Genomic DNA, 20,033 nt, shown 5'->3' on the forward strand with positions numbered 1-20,033 from the left:
CGCCACCCTGCGCACCACCGACGGCTACGAGCGTTTCCTGGCCCGCGGCAAGGACCTGCTGGAGCGCACCCCGGTCGTCGGCAAACCGCTCTACGGCACCCTGCACGGCGCCAAGAAGGGCCTGAAGGACTTCATCGCGCCGCAGGGCATGTTCGAGGACCTGGGCCTGAAGTACCTCGGCCCGATCGACGGGCACGACATCACGGCCGTCGAATCGGCGCTGCGCCGCGCGGCCGGATTCCACGGCCCGGTCCTGGTGCACTGCCTGACCGAGAAGGGCCGCGGCTACCGGCCCGCCCTGGAGGACGAGGCCGACCACTTCCACACCGTCGGCGTGATGGACCCGCTGACCTGCGCGCCGGTCGCCCCGCCCGGCGCACCGTCCTGGACGTCCGTCTTCGGCGACGAAATGGTCCGCATCGGCGCGGAACGCGAGGACGTCGTCGCCCTCACGGCGGCGATGCTGCAGCCGGTCGGCCTGCGGAAGTTCGCCGAGGCGTTCCCGGACCGGGTGTGGGACGTGGGCATCGCCGAGCAGCACGCGGCCGTCTCGGCGGCGGGCCTGGCCACCGGCGGCCTGCACCCGGTCTTCGCGGTCTACGCCACCTTCCTGAACCGCGCCTTCGACCAGATCCTGATGGACGTCGCGCTGCACAGGTGCGGCGTGACCTTCGTCCTGGACCGGGCCGGCGTCACCGGCACCGACGGCGCCTCCCACAACGGCATGTGGGACATGTCGGTGCTCGGCGTCGTCCCCGGCCTGCGGATCGCCGCCCCGCGCGACGCCGACCAGCTCCGCGCCCAGCTGCGCGAGGCCCTCGACGTGGACGACGCACCGACCGTGCTGCGCTTCCCCAAGGAATCGGTGGACGACCCGATCCCGGCCGTGGACCGGATCGGCGGGGTGGACGTCCTGCACCGGGCACCGCACCCGGACGTCCTCCTGGTCGCGGTCGGCGTGATGGCACCGGTCTGCCTGCGGGTCGCCGAGCTGCTCGCGGCCCGCGGCGTGGACGCGACGGTCGTCGATCCGCGCTGGGTCAAGCCGGTCGACCCGGCCGTCGTCGAACTCGCCGCCGACCACGCGCTGGTGGCCGTGGTCGAGGACAACAGCCTTACCGGCGGCGTCGGCTGGGCGGTCGGCCAGGCGCTGCGGGACGCGGACGTCGACGTACCGCTGCGCACCTTCGGCATCCCCGAGCAGTTCCTGCCGCACGCCAAGCGGGCCGAGCTGCTGGCCGACCTGGGCCTGACCCCGGCCGAGATCGCCGGACGGATCAGCGCCGCGCTGGCCCGTAAGGAGAGCGTCTCATGACCGGATTCGACCTGACGCGGCTGCTCGCGGAGCGCGGCGGCGAGCGGTACGACCTGCACACCCGCCATCTGAACCACCAGCTGCCGCGGATGCTGCACACCATCGGCTTCGACAAGGTCTACGAGCGGGCCGAGGGCGCGTACTTCTGGGACGCCGAAGGCCAGGACTACCTCGACATGCTCGCCGGCTTCGGGGTGATGGGCCTGGGCCGGCACCACCCCGTCGTACGGAAGGCGCTGCACGACGTCCTCGACGCCCAGTTGCCCGACCTCACCCGCTTCGACTGCCAGCCGCTGCCTGGGCTCCTCGCCGAGAAGCTGCTCGGCCAGTCCCCGCACCTCGACCGGGTCTTCTTCGGCAACAGCGGCACCGAGGCCGTGGAGACCGCGCTGAAATTCGCCCGGTACGCGACCGGGAAGCCGCGGGTCCTGTACTGCACCCACGCCTTCCACGGCCTGACGACCGGCTCCCTCTCCGTCAACGGCGAGGACGGCTTCCGCGACGGCTTCGCGCCGCTGCTGCCCGACACCGCCGTGCCGCTCGGTGATCTCGACGCCCTGGCAAGGGAATTGGCGAAGGGCGACGTGGCCGCGCTGATCGTCGAACCGATCCAGGGCAAGGGCGTGCACGAGGCGCCGCCCGGCCATCTGCGGGCCGCGCAGGACCTCCTGCACCGGCACAAGGCCCTGCTGATCGCCGACGAGGTGCAGACCGGCCTCGGCCGCACCGGTGACTTCTTCGCCTACCAGCACGAGGACGGCGTCGCACCGGACCTGGTGTGCGTGGCCAAGGCGCTGTCCGGCGGCTACGTCCCGGTCGGCGCGACCCTCGGCAAGGAGTGGATCTTCAAAAAGGTCTACTCGTCCATGGACCGCGTACTGGTGCACTCCGCCAGCTTCGGCTCCAACGCCCAGGCGATGGCGGCCGGTCTGGCGGTCCTCGCGGTGATGGAGGACGAGCAGACCGTCGCGCACGCCCGGCACACCGGCGATCTGCTCCGCGGCCGGCTCGCCGAGCTGATCCCGAAGTACGAGCTGCTGCACGACGTACGGGGCCGGGGCCTGATGATCGGCATCGAGTTCGGCCGGCCCACCTCGCTCGGGCTGCGCAGCCGCTGGACGATGCTGCAGGCGGCCCGCAAGGGGCTGTTCGCGCAGATGGTCGTGGTGCCGCTGCTGCAGCGGCACCGCATCCTCACCCAGGTCTCCGGCGACCACCTGGAGGTCATTAAGCTGATCCCGCCGCTGATCATCGGCGAGCGGGAGGTGGACCGGTTCGTCGGCGCCTTCACGGCCGTCATGGACGACGCCCACGGCGGCGGCAACCTGATGTGGGACTTCGGGCGGACGCTGGTCAAACAGGCGGTCGCCCACCGCTGACAGCCCTGGGGGGACGCGATGCCGGACGGGACGACGGTGCGGTCCGTGAACGACATGACGGCGCGCTGGGCGCGGGAGGCGGTGGGACCGGCCGGCACGGTCCTCACCGCGGCCGGTGTCTGGCCGCTGCTCGCGCTGCTCGCGGGCCCCTCGGCGGGCCCGGCCCGTACGGAGCTGGCCGAGGCGCTCGGCACCGACCCGGAGCGGGCGCCGTCGGAGGGCCGGTCGCTACTCGCGGCGCTGGACGCGGCCGACGGCGTGGGTGCCGCGGCCGCGCTGTGGGCCCGGCGCACGCTGGCGCTGCGGCCCGAGTGGCGGGAGAGCCTGGCCCCGGGCACGCTCGGCGAGCTCACCGGCGACGCGGCGGCGGACCAGGAGGCGCTGGACGCCTGGGCGCGGCGCCACACCGACGGGATGGTCGAGCGGATGCCGGTCGAGGTCACCCCCGACCTGCTGCTCGTCCTGGCCAGTGCGCTGCTGGTGCGGACGACCTGGACGGAACCCTTCGGGGAGTACCCGCTGCGGCTCACCGAAGGCCCCTGGGCGGGGCGCGAGGTGACCGCGCTCGGCCGCTCCGGGGCGGAGCCCGCGCAGGTGCGGGTGCACGGCACCCCGGCCGGCCCGCTGACCGACGTACGCGTCGAGGGCGACAACGGCCTGGACGTCCATCTGCTGCTCGGCGGGCCCGGGGTGCCGGGCGGCGAGGTGCTGGGACACGGCGTCGAGGCGCTGGCCGGGCGGTACCCGGCGGTGTCCGGTGCCGCGCTCACCGACGGCGCCGGGCCGGGGCTGCGGGTGACGACGGTGCCGAGCTACGACGGGGTGCCGCGGCTGGACCTCACGACCGTGCGGTTCACCGTCGACGCCGCACACGACCTGCTCAAGCGGCCGGAGCTGTTCGGGCTGACCGCCGCGGCGGACACCTCCCGCGGGCACTTCCCGGGCATCAGCGACCACCCGCTCGCGGTGTCGGCCGCCCGGCAGCAGGCCACCGCGACCTTCGGCGCGCTCGGTTTCCGGGCGGCGGCCGTCACGGTCATGCCGGCCGCCGCGGGAGCCGTGCCGCCGCCCCCGCCGTACCAGGCGCTGCGGATCACGGCCCGCTTCGACCGGCCCTTCGGGTTCCTCGCCGTGCACCGGGCGTCGGGGCTGGTGCTGACGGCGGGCTGGGTCGCCGAACCCTAGGCGCGCGGTCCGGTCAGTCGGTGAGCAGCGCCTCGCGCAGCCGCTCGCGGGTCTCGGGGGCCAGCTTCAGGCCCTCGGACAGGTACTTCTCCGTCGAGCCCCAGGTCCGCTCGATCGCGTCGTAGGCAGCCGCGAGGTAGTCGGTGTGCGCGCCGAACAGCGGCGAGAGCAGCTCCATGACTTCCGGCGACATCCCGACCGCGGAGTTGTCGGAGCGGCGGATCTTGTAGCGGCGGTGCGGGTCGTTGGACTTGAGGTAGTCGGCCTCGATGGCGTCCCGCTCCACCCCGACCGCCAGCAGGGTCACGGCCACGGACAGGCCGGCCCGGTCCTTGCCCGCCGCACAGTGCATCAGCGCGGGGACGCTGTCCTCGGCGAGCGCGTGCAGCACCCGGCTGTGGTCCTCGGTGCGGGTGGTGATGATGTGCCGGTAGGTGGCGGCCATCCGGGCCGCGGCCTTGCCGTCGCCGAGCGCGGTGCGCAGCTGCTCCAGCTCGCCGTCGCGGACCATCGTCCAGAACTCGGCGCCGTCGGCCGGGTCGGTCAGCGGGATGTTCACGTTGCGCACGCCGGGGAGCGCGACGTCGGGGCCCTCCAGCTTGATGTCCGAGGCATTGCGGAAGTCGAAGACCGTGTGCAGCCCGAGGCCGGCCAGGAACGCCGTGTCCTCCGCCGTGGCGTGGGCGAGGTGTCCGCTGCGGAACAGTCTGCCCTCCCGTACGCGACGCCCGTCCACGGTCGGCAGCCCGCCCACGTCGCGGAAGTTGCGGACCTCCGCGAGCTCCGGCTGGGCCTGCGGGACCTGCGGCGTCTGCTGCGTCACGGGCGCTCCTCTGGGTCGGTCGCCGACGCTGCTCGTCGACGAGGCGGGGCAGTCCCGACGATACGACATTGATGCAATAGGAAATCAGGCCGCAATCGGAGCGCCGCAGGGCGCGAGGAAGCGCTCAATAAGCAACCCATGACCGATTCTTATTCCAACTTGAGCAGAATTTGACCTGGTGGCATTAATCACGCCTCGTCAACCCCTGGTTACGGTGGCGTAGGTCACTTCTCAAGGTGAAGTATGTCCTGACGTGGCAGACGATTCGAAGAACATCAGCAGCGGCGCCACGAGCGCTGCAGATGAGTCGAAAGACCTCATCACCGGCGCCACAGGTGCCATCGGGTCGTACGCAGCCGTCGGGGACAGCTTCACAGAGGGGGTCGGGGATCCCGGCCCTGACGGGGTGTACATCGGTTGGGCGGACCGGCTCGCGGTCCTGCTCTCGGACCAGCAGGCGGAGGGTGCCTTCCGCTACGCCAACCTCGCCATCAGGGGGCGGCTGCTGGACCAGATCGTCGAGGAACAGGTGCCGCGGGCCAAGGAGCTGGCCCCCGACCTGGTGACGTTCTGTGCCGGCGGCAACGACATCCTCCGGCCGGGATCCGACCCGGACGCGGTCGCCGAGCGCTACGAGGCGGCGGTGGCCGATCTGCGCGCCTCGGTCGGCACGGTGCTGCTCTGCACCGGCTTCGACACCCGCGGGGTTCCGGTGCTCGGTCTCCTGCGCGGGAAGATCGCCACCTACACGGCGCACGTCCGGGCCATCGCGGACCGGCACGGCTGCCCGGTGCTCGACCTGTGGTCGCTGAAGTCCGTACAGGACCGGCGGGCCTGGAGCGAGGACCGGCTGCACCTGTCGGCCGACGGCCACACCCGTGTGGCGCTGCGTGCCGCCCAGGTGCTCGGCCTGCCGGTGCCTGCCGATCCGGACCAGCCCTGGCCGCCGGAGGCGGAGCGATCGGCCGCCGAGGCGCGGCGGAACAACATCCACTGGGCGCGGGAACACCTGGTGCCGTGGATCGGGCGCCGGCTGCGTGGTGAGTCCTCCGGCGACCACGTCGAGCCCAAACGGCCCGACCTGCTGCCGCTCTGAACCATTGACGAAGGCCCCGTCCGCCGACGGCGGAACGGGGCCTCAGTGTGCCGGAGCGCTGGAGTACGGCAGGTCCGCCCAGACCACACGGCCCTGCCCGCTGTCGTCCGGGCGCGAGCCCCAGCTCTCGGAGAGCGCGCCGACCAGGAACAGTCCCCGGCCGCACTCCTGGTCCGGACTGCCCGGCTGGATCTGCGGCGCCGAACCCCCGGGGTCGCCCTCGTCCGTGATCTCTATGCGTATGTGCGCGCCGATGAGGGCGATTTCACAGCCGACCTTCTCGCTGCCGGTGTGCCGCACGGCATTGGTGAACAGCTCGGAGACCACCAACTCCACGTCGTCGCGGACTTGTTGAGCCGCGCCCCACTCGGCGAGCAGCGTCTGGACGCGTCTGCGCGCCTCGGGGACGGACGTGCGTCGCGCCGGCAAGTGGAACGCGTCCTGCGGGTGCTGGGCGACGAAGCCGCCGCAGCGCCCTAACGAGGGAGCGTTGTTGGAGGAAGCCACTCCGTAACTATGTGCGATGTCGGTCACCAATGGCAAGGATCACTCTGCAATTTGCAGAATCGTCAGTGCAGTCTGTTCGTCCTGATGACGGCATGACACACTGCTGAACACTGAAGTCAGTTGGAGGCGATCGGACGTGGCGGACCCACGGTCGGCAGGCGCACCGACCGTCCTGCGGGTGGTGCTCGGCAAGCGACTGCAGGACCTGCGCGAGAAGGCGGGACTCTCCTACGAGCAGGCCGCGACGGCGCTCGACGTGACCCACGCCACCGTCCGGCGGATGGAGAAGGCCGAGGTCGGGCTCAAACTCCCCTACGTCGAAAAGCTGTTGGCGACCTACGGCGTCACCGACGAGGAGGAGATCGAAGGCTTCCTGGGCCTGGCCCGCGAGGCCAACAAGCCCGGCTGGTGGCACCGCTTCCGGGACGTCCTCCCCGAGTGGTTCAGCGCCTTCGTCAGCCTGGAGGGCGAGGCCAACCTCATCCGCGCCTACCAACCGCACTACGTCCCCGGACTGCTGCAGACCGAGGACTACGCCACCGCCGTGCTCCGTGCCGGGATGCCGCACGCCTCCGGTGCGGAGATCGACCGCATCGTCGCCCTGCGCAGGGAACGGCAGTCCCTGCTGACCCGCGACAACGCGCCGATGCTCTGGGTGGTCATGGACGAGACCGTCCTGCGGCGTCCGATCGGCGGGCCCAAGGTGATGCGCGACCAGATCACCCGGCTCATGGAGGCCACCGCGCTGCCGAACGTCCGGCTGCAGGTGATGCCCTTCGCCGCCGGCCCGCACCCCGCCATGTACGGACCCTTCCACATCTTCCGTTTCCCGATCCCGGAACTCCCGGACATCGCCTACACGGAAAGCCTCGTCGGAGCCGTGTACTTCGACCAGCGCAACGACGTTTCGCAGTACCTGGAGGCCCTGGACCGGATGTGTGCGCAGGCCGCGCCGGCACACACCACCGAGGCCATTCTGGGTGGCTTTCGCAAGGAGATCTGAACCCCCCATGGATCGCATACGCATCTACAACGGCATGCCCGCCAAAGAACTCGGCACAGAGGGCTGGCACAAACCGTGGAGCGGCGGAAACGGTGGCGAGTGCGTCGAGGCCATGCGGCTGGGGGACGGCCGGATCGCCCTGCGCCAGTCCACCGACCCGGACGGCCCGGCGCTGATCTACACCCACCGCGAAATGGTCAGCTTCATCGAGGGCGCCAAGGCCGGCCACGCCGACTTCCTGCTCACTGCGGCACCGGCCGGCCGGTGCACCGAGCGGAGGACCGCATGAGCGGGCAGCAACTCCCGCCGGAACGCCCGGACTTCGACGTTCCGGACTCCGAGGTCCCGGACTTCGGCCCGTACCCGCCCGGCCCCGAGCACACCGGCTTCACCGCCGAGGAGATCGACACCAGCCGGCCGCACCCGGCCCGGATGTACGACTACTACCTCGGCGGCTGGGACAACTACGAGGTCGACCGGGTGGCCGCCGAGCGCGTCATCGAGGTCCACCCCCAGGTACGGCTCAGCGCCCGCGCCAACCGCGCCTTCCTGCGGCGCGCGGTACGCACCGTCGTCGACGCCGGCGTCCGCCAGCTCATCGACCTCGGCACCGGCATCCCGACCTCGCCCAACACCCACGAGGTGGCCCGCGAGGCCGCGCCCGACTGCCGGGTCGTCTACGTCGACAACGACCCGATCGTCGCCACCCACGCCGGGGCCCGGCTCACCAACGCGGCACGGACCGGCTTCGTGCTCGGCGACGTCCGCGACCCCAAGGCGGTCCTGGACCATCCCGTGGTCCGTGAGCTGATCGACTTCGACGAACCCGTGGCGCTGCTGCTCGTCGCCGTCCTGCACTTCCTCCGGGACGCCGAGGACCCGGCCGGCGTGATCGCCACCCTCGCCGAGGCGCTGCCCGCCGGCAGCCACCTCGTCCTGACGCACGCCACCGACGAACCCTACGAGGGCTACCCGGGCGGCCGGACCGACGAGGTCGCCCGGGCGGGCGTGGAGGACGTCTACAAGAGTGCCACCGCCAGCCTCAACCTGCGCTCCAAGGCCGGCATCGAGCCGCTCTTCGGGCCGTTCACCCTCCTCGACCCGGGCGTGGTCCGCGTCCCGCTGTGGCGGCCGGACGGACCGGTACCCGACGCCGAGGAACTGAACAACACCGTCTTCTACGGCGGGGTCGGCCGCAAGGACTGACCGGCCGGCTCGGCCGCCGTCGCGGGCTCGGGGACGACACCGCGCAGTCCCTCCGGCCCGATGAGGGCGGTGTGGGTGCCCGCCGCGGTGCACGCGTACGCCCCCGCGACCGCGCCCAGGCGTGCGCAGTCCGCCAGTTGACGGCCTGCCAGCAGGCCGTGCAGGAAGCCGCAGACGAAGGCGTCGCCGGCCCCGTTGCTGTCCACGACGGGGCCCGGCGGCACCGCGGCCGGCACCGGCCGCGGACTCCGGTCGTCGGGCGTGAGCAGATACGCGCCGCCCGCACCGGCCGTCGCCACGACCGCCTGGGCCCGCCCCTGCCGCAGGATCTCCCGCATCACCTGCCCGATCCGCTCGCCCGCCCCCGCCGTGCTCAGGAACACCAGGTCCGAGCGGAAGGCGAACTCCCGGTGGTGGTCCGTCAGACCGTCCCAGTCGTGCAGATCGGTGGAGACCGGAAGGCCGAGCGCCTCGATGTCGTCGTAGAGGAAGCGGGCGAAGTGGGTGATCGACAGATGCACGTGCCGGGCCCGGCGCAGCACCGGCAGATAGTGCTCCGGCGGCATCCGCAGATCGAGCGGGTCACGCCCGTCGTAGAAGGACATCCGGCGGCCGTCGGGGGCGACGAGGTTGACCGCGCGCCGGGTGCCGTGCGGTGAGACCAGCGGGCGGAAGTCCACACCGGTGCCGGCCAGCCGCTCGCGGACCAGGGCCCCGGGAGGGTCGTCACCGATGAAGTCCACGAATCCGGTGGTCAGTCCTAGCGCCGCGCAGCCCAGCGCGACACCGGTTCCGGTATGGCCGGCCCATTCCCTGATGGGCGCGACCGGATGGGAATCGGCCGGCGGCACGGGCAGCGCGCCGACCGGCACGATGGTGTCCACCCCCGACCCGCCCACCACGAGTACGTCATATGCGTCATACGGCTCGGATACCTGCTGGAATGTCACAAGCGTCCCTGCATCCCTTGCTGGTGAGACGAATGCCTTGCTGGTGAGACCGTTTTGCGGACCAGGTGCGCCCGCTGCCGGGAGTCTAGACGCAGCCCCGCCCGAAATCGGGATGTCAGGGACAGCGGTGGCACGAGGGGGGAAACGACGCGCAAGACGCTCCGGCGGTGCACCGAAAACCGGCTGCGCCGCCGGGTGCCCGCGCGCCACGCTGAGGCATGACGTGGACCACGACCCGGGACCCGGACGCGTTCGAGGCGGCCGCGGGGGAGTTCCTGCGCGGCCGGCCGGTCGGCCACACGGTGTTGCTCTCGGCGGCCTCCGCCCTGCGCACGATCGGCCCCGACGCGTACGGGGACGATGCCCCGGTGTACGGATGGTGGCGGCCGGACGGAGGGCGGGAGGCCGCGGCCGCGTTCCTGTGGACCCCGCCGCGGCCGGTCGTGCTCTCACCGATGCCGGACGACGCGGCTGCCGCGCTGGCCGACGTACTGGCGCGCGAGCGGCCCCGGCCGGCCGGGGTGAACGGCGCTCGGCCCGCCGCCGAGGCCTTCGCCGCCGCCTGGCAACGACGCGGCGGCGGCACGGCCCGTACCGGCGCACGGCACCGCCTCTACCGGCTCGCGGAACTGACGCCTCCGCGCCCCGCGCCGCCCGGCGCCGCCCGCCCCGCCACGCCCGCGGACCGGGACCTGCTGCTCGACCGGTTCGCGGCCTTCGCCGCCGAGACCGGCGGTCCGCCGCCGCGCGACGCGCGTGCGCTCGACGAGCGGATCGCGGACGGCCGCTGTCTGCTGTGGGAGTACCGGGGCCACCCGGCCTCGATGGCCTGTGTCACGCGGACGCTGGCCGGGATGGCCCGGGTCGCCCCCGTGCACACCCCGCCGGAGCTGCGCGGACGCGGTTTCGGCGGGGCGGTCACCGCAGCGGTGTCGGCCGCCGCACGGGCCTTCGGGGCCCGGGAGGTGGTGTTGTTCGCCGATCTCGCCAACGCCACCAGTAATGCGCTCTACCGGAGAGTCGGGTACCGGGCGGTGGAGGATCATGTCGTACTGATATTCGACGTCGCGGAGGTGGCCGGTCACGGAATGTGAGGGGCGGTCGGGGCGTTGAGGGGGAGGTGCGAAGTGGGCGGGGGCGCCGGCGGAACCCACCGGTCCCGTGGCCCGTTCACTTCGCGACCGCCCCGACCATGGAGGTGCCGTGCCCGGTTCCCGATCCCGCCGTACCCGACTGTCCGCGCTGCGTCCCGCGAGCTTCGGCGCCCGGCCCACGGGCGAGCGGCTGGCCCGGATACGCAGGTCGCCGCAGTTCGTGGACGGCCAGTTCCGCAACCCGGTGCAGACCCGGCAGCTGCTCGACGGCTCCGCGCTGCCGATGGCGCGCACCCAGCTGAACCGCGAGGGGCGGCTGCGCCGGGCCCCGGTCGGCCGGATTCCGGTGGTCCGCCCGACGGCGGATCTCGCCGTTCCGCCCGCGTCCGGGCTGCGGCTGACGTGGCTGGGGCATTCGACCGTACTGGCGGAGATCGACGGCCGGCGGGTGCTCTTCGACCCGGTGTGGGGGGAGCGCTGTTCGCCGTTCACCTGGGCGGGCCCGAAGCGGATGCATCCGATGCCGGTCGAGCTGGCCGAGCTGGACCCGGTCGACGCCGTGGTGATCTCCCACGACCACTACGACCACCTCGACATGTCCACGATCCAGGCGCTGATCCGCACCGGCGCGGTCTTCGTCGTCCCGCTGGGCGTCGGTGCCGACCTGGAATTCTGGGGCGTGCCCGCGGAGCGGATCACCGAGCTGGACTGGCACGAGGCCACCCGCGTCGGCGACCTCACCCTCACCGCCACCCCGGCCCAGCACTTCTGCGGCCGCGGCCTGCGCGGTCCGCAGCACACCCTCTGGGCCTCCTGGGTCGTCGCCGGCCCCGGACACCGCATCTTCCACAGCGGCGACACCGGCTACTTCCCCGGCTTCGCGGAGATCGGCGCGGCGCACGGCCCGTTCGACGCGACGATGATCCAGATCGGCGCCTACAGCGAGTTCTGGCCCGACATTCACATGCGTCCCGACCAGGGGGTCCAATCCCATCTGGACCTCCAGGGCGGCGCTCCGGCCGGCGTCCTGCTGCCGATCCACTGGGGCACCTTCAACCTCGCCCCGCACCCGTGGGCCGAGCCGGCCGAATGGACGCTGAGCGCCGGCCGGAAGGCCGGGGTGACCACCGTCCACCCCAGGCCGGGCGAGCCGTTCGAGCCGGCCGCGCCGCCGGCCGGCTATCCCTGGTGGCGGGCGATCGCGGTGCCGCCGGTCCACGGCTGGCCGGCCTGGCCGCCGGTGGCGCCCCCGGCCGTGGAGGCCGATCTCGCGGCGGACCGCTGAGCGGGCGGTCTGCGGCACCGGGCGCCGGTCAGTCCGCGCGTCCGGTCGCCGCCACCGTCACCCCGAGGCCGATCATCGCGAAGCCCCCGGCGCCGCCGATCAGCGACAGCCGGCGCTCGGACCGGGCGAACCAGGCGCGGGCCGCCGAGGCGGTGAGCCCCCACACCGTGTCCGTGATCAGGCCGATACCGATCGGCACCAGGCCCAGCACGAGCATCTGGGCGGGCAGCCCGCCCGCCGCGTGGTCCACGAACTGGGGGAGTACGGCCGCGAAGAAGACGATCCCCTTGGGGTTGGTGCAGCCGACGAGCACGCCGTCGGCGACCGTCCGCAGATCGCCGCGGGCCCGCGGCCCGGCCGGCTGCACGGCGGTGAGCTTCATGTCCTTGCGGTGACGGAACGCCTGCACGCCGAGAAGGACGAGGTAGGCCGCCCCGGCCAGCTTCACGGCCAGGAAGACCGCGGCGGACCGTTCGACCAGCGCCCCGAGCCCGAACGCCACGGCGGCCACCAGCAGGTACGAGCCGAGCACATTGCCCAGGACCGTGGCCAGCGCGGTACGGCGGCCGTGCGCCAGGGCCCGGCCGATCACGAAGAGCACGCTGGGCCCCGGAATCACGATCACCAACAGCGACATCACCGCGAACGCCAGCAGCCGGTCGGCCGACACCATATTCCTCACCTCGGCGGCCATTGAACCAGCCGGGCCCGGCCCCGCACGAGGCCCGGGGCCCTGCAAGATCCCGCGCTACTCGGCCGCTTCCTTCGGCGGGCTCATCCACACCGTGGTGTCGCAGACGCACAGAAGAGAGCGCCGGCCGGACTCGTCCCGGGCGGTTATGATCCGCAGGGCGGGGTCGTGCGGTGCCGCCACCGTCGCCTGCACGTTGCTGACCCAGCATTCGCCGGACGGGTTGCCGGGCTCGGAATCCTTGTAGCGCAGGCCCGTCGTCACCGTGCCGCCGGCCCGCAGGTCGATGGGCGGCGGGACCGAACCGCGCCCCTTGCCGTCGGCCAGCGGCCCCTTGCCGACGTGCACCTCGAAGAACGGATAGCCGCCGAAGACGCATGGACGGGACGTCTTGTTGACGATCGTCAGACGGGCGTCACGGTGCGTGCTGTGCGCCGGCTTCTTGAGCACGGTGAGCTTCCACCGCAGGCCCTTGGTGGTGCAGTTGGCGTGCAGCGCCGCCATGCGCTGCGAACCGCAGCCGGTCAGGCCGAGACCGGCGGAGACGGTCAGTACGAGCGCGGCCGATGTCGCCGCGAGAAGTGAACGCCGCCGCACGGCTCCCCCATTCCTTCACGAATTCGTTCCCTGCCGTGTAAGGAGGCGTTTGACGCGCGGTCGGTTGCCCGGAACCGCGGTGCTCGTGAGGAAGATCTCTCCGGCGGCGGCGTACTCCGTCCCGTCAGGGCGGTTTTCTCAGCGGGTCTGGAACGACTTGCGGAGGGCGGCCCGGTCCTCCCAGGAATCCGCCGCCGGCCCCTTGGTCATGTCGGTGAAGAAGCTGTCGTGCCGGAGGAAGAAGTCGGCGCGTTCCTGGTCGGTCATGCCCGCCACCTCGGCGAGGCCCTCGAAATACCCCTCGCGCGCCGCGCCGGGAGCGAACAGCATCAGGAATTCGGCCGGTTCACCGGAGATGTTCCCGAACGAGTGCACCCCGCCCGGAGGAATGTAGAGGTAATCGCCCTGCGACGCGTCGAACCAGCGCTCGCCGTCGAAGACGTGTATCTCCCCCGACAGCACGTAGAACGACTCGGACATCGTTTTGTGGAAGTGCGGGCTGGTGCCGCCCACCGCCGGCCCCATGCGGTTCTGGTAGAGCCCGAAGAGCCCGTCCGTCGTCAGCCGGGTCGACAGGTAGTGGTAGGTGTTGCCGCCGGGCGCGGTGTAGTCCGGCGGAGTGTCGGCCGGCCGGAACGTCGCGCTGATCTCACCCTCGTCGTGCGGGTAGCGGATCTCGGGATAGTCGGGTGACAAGAACGTCATGGGTACTCCTCGGGAAGGAACGTCCGGTCAGGACGGTTCTCGGGACTGCGGGGGAGTCTTCGGCGGGGCGTAGAGGCACAGGAAGTCGCGTACGCCGTCGGTGACGATGTCCCGGACGGTCGGCTCCGGGAGGGGGAGGGCGCCGTAGAACGAGCGGATCAGCACGTCGTTCATGGTGAGCGTGTTGAGCCGGTTCGCCGCCCGCTCCGCGTCGTCGAGGACGAGCAGCCCGCGGTCGGCGATCCGCTGCAGATACGGCGCGAGGCGCTGGTGGGCGGAGGGCGGGCCGTGCGCCATCCATTTCTCCAACACGGCGGCGGGCAGCCGGGTCACCTCCGCGTGGATCGAGCGGACCAGCGCGAAGTGCTCGGGGAATTCGGTCACCGCCTGCGCCCGGTCCAGGCAGAAGGCGGTCAGGTCCTCCTCCAGATCCACGATCTTCCGCAGATGCCGCTCCATCAGGACCCGCACGGCGTCGGTGACCGCGTCGGCGCCTTCGAGGGCCACCGCGAGAAACAACTGCTCCTTGTCCGCGAAGTGGTTGTAGATGGTGCGCTTGGAGACGCCCGCCTCGGCGGCGATCACATCGACCCCGGCCCGGGCGTACCCCTCACGCCCGAACACCACGCGCGCGGCCTGCGCAATGGCCCGGCGCTTGTCGGGCTGCCCGCCGCGACGGGCGGGTGTATGGACGGACATGGGGGACTCCTTTCTCCGGCGGGGCGGTTGCCTGCGCTCCCACTTCAACTCGCCCGGCAGCGCGTCGAGTTGTAGCCGTTCGCAGGACGCAGCGCTTCGCTGCAGGAAGATTACACTCGCTGGTGTACCAACTCAACCAGCAAGTGCAGGAGTTGCACCAGTTGGTATTCCGGCGCGCCGCCGGACCGCTCAAGCCGTGGGCGGCGTGCGTCCCGGGAATACCGTGTCGCCATGGTGCGTGCCGGTGGGCCTCAGGCCGATCGACCGGATCGGCCCGCGGGTCCGGCCCGGTCCCTGGCCCCGCTTCTCGCGGTCTGTGCGGGCTACTTCATGGTCATCCTGGACGTGACCGTGATCAACGTCGCCGTCCCGGTGGTGGGGCGGGAGCTGTCCGCCTCGCTCACCAGCATCCAGTGGATCACGGACGGCTACACCCTGGTCTTCGCCGGTCTGCTGCTCACCGGCGGCGCGCTGGGGGACCGGCTGGGCAACCGCCGGATCTTCTGCACCGGGGTGGTGGTGTTCACCGTCGCCTCGGCCGGCTGCGGGCTGGCCCGGAGCGCCGGGTTCCTGGTCGCCGCCCGGCTGTGCGAAGGACTCGGCGCGGCGCTGATCGTGCCCGGCTCCCTCGCGCTCCTCCAACAGGCCTACCCCTCACCCGCCGCCCGCTCCCGGGCCTTCGGCCTCTGGGGCTCCATGGCCGGCATCGCCGCCTCCGCCGGCCCGCTCCTCGGCGGTCTGCTGGTGACCACCGTGGGCTGGCGCTGGGTGTTCTTCATCAACCTGCCCGTCGGATGCCTCTGCCTGCTGCTGACACTGCGTCATGTGGCGGTGTCCGCGCGGAGTACGGACCGTCCCCTCGACTGGCCGGCGCAGTGCGCGCTGATCGCGACGGTGGCCCTGCTGACCGCCGTCCTCAACGAGGCGGGACGACGCGGCTGGACGGACCCCCTGATCCTCGCCGGGGCCGGCCTGTGCCTGCTGGCAGCCGCCGGATTCGTGCTGCGCGAACGCCTCGCCCGTACCCCCGTGTTGCCCCTGCGACTGCTGCGCTCCCGCCCGATGAGCGGGGCCGCGGCCATCGGCCTGCTGTTCAACTTCGCCTTCTACGGCATGATCTTCACCGCCAGCCTCTCCTTCCAGCACCACCGCGGTCTGACCGCACTGCGCACCGGGCTCGCCCTCTTCCCGGCCGTGGCCATGACGATGTTCGCCTCCGTCCTGTCCGGACGACTGGCACGCCGCACCGGACACCGGCCGCTCGTGGTGACCGGCATGCTCCTGGGATCGGCAGGGCTGGCCGGCTGGGCCGCCGCGGGACCGGACCCGGACTACGCCTTGCTGGTGGCGCCGATGATGGCGGCGGGCTTCGGCACGTCCTTCGCCCTCACCGGATCAACGGCCACCGTGATGTCGGCCGCCCCCGACACCCACGCCGGTACCGCCTCCGCCCTGTTCAACACCACCCGCCAGGTCGGCAGCGCCGCGGGCGTCGCGCTGGGCGGCTCCCTGCTGGCCGGCACCGCCGGCTTCACCACCGGCCTGCGGATCAGCATGGCCATCGGCGCCACCGCGTACCTGACGGCCGCCACCCTCGCCCTCCTCTGCATCCCCCGGCCGACACCGTCCCGCGCCGCGGGCGAAGCAGGGCCGGATACTCACGACGGGGCGCACGCGTAGCGCCGTCCCGCCGCGGTGAGGGTGACGGCGTAGAGGGCGAGGACCGCGGCGAGGAGGGCGTAGTACAGCGGTGGCGCGGCGGACATGTCCAGGAGGGCGGCCAGGGGGACAGGGGGAGCAGGAGGCCGACGACGGCGAGGGCGGTGACGGCGAGGTGGACCGGGCCGATCGCGCGGCGGCCGGGGGCGGGCCGGCCGGTGCGCAGCAGCAGCATCATCATGGCCTGGGTCAGCAGGTTCTCGGTGAACCAGCCGGCGTGGAACACCGCCGGGCGGCCGGCGCCGCCCGTGAGGTTCACGGCGAGCGCCAGCACCCCGAAAGTGGCCAGGTCCGCGGCGGCGTTGAGGAGGCCGAAGGCCGTGATGTGGCGGAGCACGGCACGCGGCCGCAGCACGGCCGGGCGCGTACGCCGGCTGCCCGCACGGGAGGGGGGCCGCCGCCCGGTGTCGCGGTGGTCCCGGACACGTGGCCTCAGGCGCCGAAGGACCGCAGGTCCGCCGGGGCGCCCGTGGACCGTCCGCCGCGCCGGGCATCCAGCCGGTCGAACAACAGGCGCACCACCGCCACGACATCGGGATCGTCGACGAAGTACACGACCCGGCGGCCCTCCCGGCGCGAGCGCACCAGACCGGCGAGCTTCAGCTTCGTCAGATGCTGGCTGACCGCCGGCAGCGCCCCGCCGATCCGCTCCGCGAGCCCGCTCACATCGCGTTCGCCCTGCGTCAGCGCCCACACGATGTGCAGCCGCGGGGGAGCGGCCAGCAGTCCGAACACCGCGGCCGCCTCGCTCAGCACCTCGGCGGACGGGTCGTCCACCGCGCCGCCGTCACCCTTGCCGCGTCCGACCACTGCCGTCTCCGTCCCCCTGGTGGGACGTCGTTCCCGTCCCGACCGGGTCAGTGTAGGTGCCGCCGGTCAGGGGGCCGCGGCGACCGCGTACGCCCCACCCGCGGTCCCGCTCACGGCCGGGGTGCCGGGCCGCGGGCCAGCAGACGGTGGCCGACGGTGCCCGCCACCAGCAACCCCGCGACCATGGTGACCAGGGACAGCGCGCCACCCGACGACCAGTCGACCTCGGAGGCACGCACCCCGAGGACGACGGCCAGGGCGAGCGCGATACCGGGGAGGGCGAGCAGCGCCGGGCGGGTCCGCGTCAGATCGTCCTCGGCCAGTGCCCCGAGGACGCCGACGCCGAGGGCGGCCCCCCAGACGCCGAGCGCCTGGGCGTCGGGCCGGTTCACCGCCCACGGCACGAAGTCCGCCCAGAACCGCGGCTCGACCAGCAGACCCGTACCGATGCCGAACCACGCCGAGCCGAGCACGGCCAGGAACGGCTTCGACCACCCCGGCAGCGGGGCGCGGCGGGCCGCCGGCGGCCGGGCGGGCTTCAGGTACTGCCGGACGAGAGCGGCGAGCGCACACACGGCGAGCACCCCGAGCACGGCGACCCAGCCGAGGCTGAACAGCACCAGAACCACCGGACCGCCCGCGGCCGCCTGCAGCCTGCCCGCATTGAGCAGGCTCACGGCGAACAGACCGACGAGCACCACGGCGAGCGGCAGGACCAGCGTGCGGACCTCCTCCCAGACCCGCGCCCGGCCGACGCCGAACAGCCCCGGCGCCACACCGGCCATCGCCGCGCCGACCAGCGCAGGGCTCAGCGGCCCGGCCGACTTCCAGGCGCTGAACACCTGCCCGGTGAGACCGGCCACCGCGAGCAGCGCCCCGACCAGGACGCTGAGCACGCCGACGGTGTACGCGAGCATCGTCACGCCCACGGTCAGCGCACGGCCCTCGCCCGCCACGGCTGACGTGCCGTCACCGGACCGCACCGCCTCCGCGGCCCGAGTGGCTTCGGCGGTGCCGGACGCGTCCGATTCCTCAGGCATCTGCGCTCCGTCTCCCTCTCCGGCTCGTCCCTCAACGACCTTGAAATGCTTACGGGTTGGCCACGCGGGTGACGGGGACCGGTGCGGGGGGACGGGGCGCGGCCGGGCCCTCCCGCTTGACCAGCTCCCGCGCGACCATGATCCGCAGACTGACCGCCGTGGTCGCCGCGAACGCCAGCATGCCGCAGCCGATGGCCACCCCCGCGGACAGCGCCGTGCCCCGGTCCAGCCCCAGGTACCGCTCGAACAGCAGCGCCGCGCCCACCGAGAGCACCGGCGCCAGGCACAGGGCGGCCAGATGCAGACGCCACTCCTCGCGCGCCCAGCTCCGGCCGTCCCGCCCCGCGCGCCGCTGGCGGACGAGCAGCACGGCGTAGGTCACGGCGTACGGGACCAGGTACGCGACCAGCAGGCGCAGCCCTTCGGCGCCCCGGCCCAGGTACGACCGGACGATCCAGGCCAGCGCGGCCGCGCCGGCGAGCTGCACCGCGGCGAGCACCGGCGTCGGCACCCACGTCCCCCGCACCCCGGAAACCGTCCCCCGCCGGTCCATCGCCCGCGAGGCGAGCAGCGCGCCGAACGCCACCACCGACCCGAGGTGCATCACCGCGACCCGGTTGATGTCCGCCATCGACAGCCCGGGAAGCAGCCACGGCAGCACACCCCATTCGAGGCGCAGCAGCGGCGCGGTCATCAGGAAGCCGTAGCACAGCAGCAGCCACCGCTGGTGCAGGTCGGGGAAGCGCCCGACGGCGGCGAAGATGCCGAACGTCACGCTGAGCACCGTGCCCACCAGGATGGTGGTGAGCACGATCCAGAACGCCGGTCCGCTGAACGCGTCCCGGGGCGCGGTGCGCACCAGATAGGCCGCGGCACCCGCCATCGACGCGTACACGGTCAGCGCGAACACCACGCCCACCGCCCGGTGCAGCCGGATTCGCCGCCGCACCGCCGAGAGCAGCTGGACCGGGCCGAGCAGCATCAGCGCACCGCCCAGCACCGAGTGGACGATCAGCGCCACCAGACTGCGCCCGTACGGGCCGAGCCGGTCCGCGACGGCCTCGGCGACATAGTGCGGTGACACCGCCCGCGCCAGCGCCCATTCGCCGAACGCCGGTGCCCCGCGCTGCGCGTACGGCCACAGTTCGGTCATCGCGACCGGCGCATAGCTCACGCAGACGGCCACGACGGCGATGGTGGCCACGCGGCGCCAGGCGACCCTCCTCGGACGGTTCACGGCGACTCCCTCGCTCCGGCCTGCCGCCACCCCGCCACCCCGCGGCCCGCGGCGCCAATAGTCCTGTCTGGACTATCGAGAAGGTAAGGGCGATCCGTCGCCGTGGTCAACGGTCGTGCGGCGGCCTCACTCCCCGCGCTGCGCCACCCACTGCCAGAAATCCACCATCATCCGCTCATACCGGATACCGAACTCCAGTGCCTCACGCTGCCCGCGGGTCAGCAACTCGCCGACGCTCCCGGCGAGTTCCTCGTAATCCGCGAGCGTGCGGTGGTGCTCGGTGAGCTGCACCGGTGCGAGCACCTCCGGCCGCGCCCCGAACCACAGCTTCAGAATGCCGCGTTCCCGCGCCTCGACGGGCACGAAGGCCGGGTCGGCCAGCCAGTCCGCCAGCGCCTTCCGGCCCGCCTCGGTCAGCCGCATCAGCCGCCGGTTCCGCCCGCCCGACTGCCGCACCTCCGACAGCAGCCCCGCCTCCACCAGCCGGTCGCACTGCGCGTACACCTGCGCATGCGGCATCGACCAGAACGGCGCCACCGTGCGCGCGGCCTCGACCTTCACGTCGTACGGACTGGCCTCACCCAGCTTGTCGATGATGCCGAGCACGAGGAACGAAGGCGTGGTCAACCGGGCGACATCCATGCCGTGACCGTACCGGGTCCAAGCGGGAGGGCGAGGGCCGGTCACCGCGG

At 72.6% G+C, this 20,033-nt stretch carries 21 protein-coding genes and 1 pseudogene; 10 read left to right on the plus strand and 12 right to left on the minus strand.

Features of this window, described 5'->3' with window-relative positions:
• The 3 genes from AB0E02_RS36615 to AB0E02_RS36625 all read left to right on the plus strand — a co-directional run.
• On the plus strand, nt 1-1,315 hold a 1,315-nt coding region (locus AB0E02_RS36615; RefSeq protein ID WP_362148189.1), incomplete at its 5' end, for a transketolase C-terminal domain-containing protein.
• Nucleotides 1,312-2,694 carry an aspartate aminotransferase family protein gene (locus AB0E02_RS36620; protein ID WP_362148192.1) on the plus strand — a complete coding sequence of 461 codons (1,383 nt, stop codon included), beginning with the start codon at nt 1,312-1,314 and terminating at the stop codon, nt 2,692-2,694. The genes AB0E02_RS36615 and AB0E02_RS36620, both read left to right, overlap by 4 nt.
• A 54-nt stretch (nt 2,695-2,748) precedes the next feature.
• A complete protein-coding gene (locus AB0E02_RS36625) occupies nt 2,749-3,879 on the plus strand; it encodes a serpin family protein (protein ID WP_362148259.1) in 1,131 nt (376 codons plus the stop codon).
• Nucleotides 3,880-3,892: 13 nt separating this feature from the next.
• Here AB0E02_RS36625 and AB0E02_RS36630 read toward each other — a convergent pair whose 3' ends face one another.
• Entirely contained in the window at nt 3,893-4,702 is an 810-nt protein-coding gene (locus AB0E02_RS36630; RefSeq protein WP_362148195.1) for a tyrosine-protein phosphatase, read from the minus strand.
• Between the two features lie 319 nt (nt 4,703-5,021).
• On the opposite strand from AB0E02_RS36630, the gene AB0E02_RS36635 reads away from it, so the two are divergent.
• Nucleotides 5,022-5,798, plus strand: a complete 777-nt coding sequence (locus AB0E02_RS36635; protein ID WP_362148261.1) for an SGNH/GDSL hydrolase family protein — start codon at nt 5,022-5,024, stop codon at nt 5,796-5,798.
• A 42-nt stretch (nt 5,799-5,840) separates the two neighbouring features.
• Here the strand turns inward: AB0E02_RS36635 and AB0E02_RS36640 are convergent, their stop codons facing one another.
• Complete coding sequence (locus tag AB0E02_RS36640) at nt 5,841-6,305, minus strand: ATP-binding protein (RefSeq protein ID WP_362148198.1); 465 nt, start codon at nt 6,303-6,305, stop codon at nt 5,841-5,843.
• A 136-nt stretch (nt 6,306-6,441) separates the two neighbouring features.
• Between AB0E02_RS36640 and AB0E02_RS36645 the strand changes: the two genes are divergently transcribed.
• Genes AB0E02_RS36645 through AB0E02_RS36655 form a run of 3 tightly spaced genes read left to right on the plus strand, consistent with a single transcriptional unit; the run spans nt 6,442 to nt 8,514 of the window.
• Nucleotides 6,442-7,308, plus strand: a complete 867-nt coding sequence (locus AB0E02_RS36645; RefSeq protein ID WP_362148201.1) for a helix-turn-helix transcriptional regulator — start codon at nt 6,442-6,444, stop codon at nt 7,306-7,308.
• Between the two features lie 7 nt (nt 7,309-7,315).
• The gene (locus tag AB0E02_RS36650) at nt 7,316-7,597 is read left to right on the plus strand and encodes a DUF397 domain-containing protein (RefSeq protein WP_030415679.1); all 282 of its coding nucleotides are present in this window, start codon (nt 7,316-7,318) and stop codon (nt 7,595-7,597) included.
• Nucleotides 7,594-8,514: an SAM-dependent methyltransferase gene (locus AB0E02_RS36655; RefSeq protein WP_362148204.1), complete on the plus strand. Its 921-nt coding sequence runs from the start codon at nt 7,594-7,596 to the stop codon at nt 8,512-8,514. Before AB0E02_RS36650 ends, AB0E02_RS36655 begins: the two co-directional genes overlap by 4 nt.
• Here the strand turns inward: AB0E02_RS36655 and AB0E02_RS36660 are convergent.
• A complete protein-coding gene (locus AB0E02_RS36660; protein ID WP_362148207.1) occupies nt 8,487-9,464 on the minus strand; it encodes a carbohydrate kinase family protein in 978 nt (325 codons plus the stop codon). The two genes, AB0E02_RS36655 and AB0E02_RS36660, sit on opposite strands and share 28 nt — an antisense overlap.
• A 218-nt stretch (nt 9,465-9,682) precedes the next feature.
• On the opposite strand from AB0E02_RS36660, the gene AB0E02_RS36665 reads away from it, so the two are divergent.
• Nucleotides 9,683-10,558: a GNAT family N-acetyltransferase gene (locus AB0E02_RS36665; RefSeq protein ID WP_362148210.1), complete on the plus strand. Its 876-nt coding sequence runs from the start codon at nt 9,683-9,685 to the stop codon at nt 10,556-10,558.
• A 109-nt stretch (nt 10,559-10,667) separates the two neighbouring features.
• A complete protein-coding gene (locus AB0E02_RS36670; RefSeq protein WP_362148213.1) occupies nt 10,668-11,843 on the plus strand; it encodes an MBL fold metallo-hydrolase in 1,176 nt (391 codons plus the stop codon).
• A 28-nt stretch (nt 11,844-11,871) separates the two neighbouring features.
• On the opposite strand, the gene AB0E02_RS36675 is transcribed toward AB0E02_RS36670, so the two are convergent.
• The 4 genes from AB0E02_RS36675 to AB0E02_RS36690 all read right to left on the minus strand — a co-directional run bounded on the left by AB0E02_RS36675 (nt 11,872) and on the right by AB0E02_RS36690 (nt 14,535).
• Nucleotides 11,872-12,516: a LysE family translocator gene (locus tag AB0E02_RS36675; protein WP_201804722.1), complete on the minus strand. Its 645-nt coding sequence runs from the start codon at nt 12,514-12,516 to the stop codon at nt 11,872-11,874.
• A 75-nt stretch (nt 12,517-12,591) separates the two neighbouring features.
• On the minus strand, nt 12,592-13,131 hold the full coding sequence (locus AB0E02_RS36680; RefSeq protein WP_362148216.1) for a DUF4232 domain-containing protein: 540 nt from the start codon (nt 13,129-13,131) through the stop codon (nt 12,592-12,594).
• A gap of 138 nt (nt 13,132-13,269) precedes the next feature.
• The gene (locus tag AB0E02_RS36685; protein ID WP_362148220.1) at nt 13,270-13,836 is read right to left on the minus strand and encodes a cupin domain-containing protein; all 567 of its coding nucleotides are present in this window, start codon (nt 13,834-13,836) and stop codon (nt 13,270-13,272) included.
• Between the two features lie 27 nt (nt 13,837-13,863).
• On the minus strand, nt 13,864-14,535 hold the full coding sequence (locus AB0E02_RS36690) for a TetR/AcrR family transcriptional regulator (RefSeq protein WP_362148223.1): 672 nt from the start codon (nt 14,533-14,535) through the stop codon (nt 13,864-13,866).
• Between the two features lie 231 nt (nt 14,536-14,766).
• Between AB0E02_RS36690 and AB0E02_RS36695 the strand changes: the two genes are divergently transcribed.
• Nucleotides 14,767-16,215 carry an MFS transporter gene (locus AB0E02_RS36695; protein ID WP_362148227.1) on the plus strand — a complete coding sequence of 483 codons (1,449 nt, stop codon included), beginning with the start codon at nt 14,767-14,769 and terminating at the stop codon, nt 16,213-16,215.
• Here AB0E02_RS36695 and AB0E02_RS36700 read toward each other — a convergent pair.
• The 5 genes and pseudogenes from AB0E02_RS36700 to AB0E02_RS36720 form a co-directional block, all read right to left on the minus strand.
• Nucleotides 16,194-16,618, minus strand: a pseudogene (locus tag AB0E02_RS36700) (magnesium-translocating P-type ATPase); the annotation flags it as partial. The gene AB0E02_RS36695 and the pseudogene AB0E02_RS36700 sit on opposite strands and share 22 nt — an antisense overlap.
• Before the next feature lie 68 nt (nt 16,619-16,686).
• Nucleotides 16,687-17,064 carry a metalloregulator ArsR/SmtB family transcription factor gene (locus tag AB0E02_RS36705; RefSeq protein WP_362148230.1) on the minus strand — a complete coding sequence of 126 codons (378 nt, stop codon included), beginning with the start codon at nt 17,062-17,064 and terminating at the stop codon, nt 16,687-16,689.
• Between the two features lie 110 nt (nt 17,065-17,174).
• The gene (locus AB0E02_RS36710; protein ID WP_362148233.1) at nt 17,175-18,104 is read right to left on the minus strand and encodes a hypothetical protein; all 930 of its coding nucleotides are present in this window, start codon (nt 18,102-18,104) and stop codon (nt 17,175-17,177) included.
• A gap of 49 nt (nt 18,105-18,153) precedes the next feature.
• Nucleotides 18,154-19,341 (minus strand): DUF2306 domain-containing protein, encoded by a 1,188-nt coding sequence (locus AB0E02_RS36715; RefSeq protein ID WP_362148235.1) that lies wholly within the window; start codon nt 19,339-19,341, stop codon nt 18,154-18,156.
• Between the two features lie 126 nt (nt 19,342-19,467).
• Nucleotides 19,468-19,983, minus strand: a complete 516-nt coding sequence (locus tag AB0E02_RS36720; RefSeq protein WP_362148238.1) for a PadR family transcriptional regulator — start codon at nt 19,981-19,983, stop codon at nt 19,468-19,470.
• Nucleotides 19,984-20,033: the final 50 nt, after the last annotated feature.

This window comes from Streptomyces sp. NPDC048196 (genome assembly GCF_040652715.1).
GTDB classification, from domain to species: domain Bacteria; phylum Actinomycetota; class Actinomycetes; order Streptomycetales; family Streptomycetaceae; genus Streptomyces; species Streptomyces siderophoricus.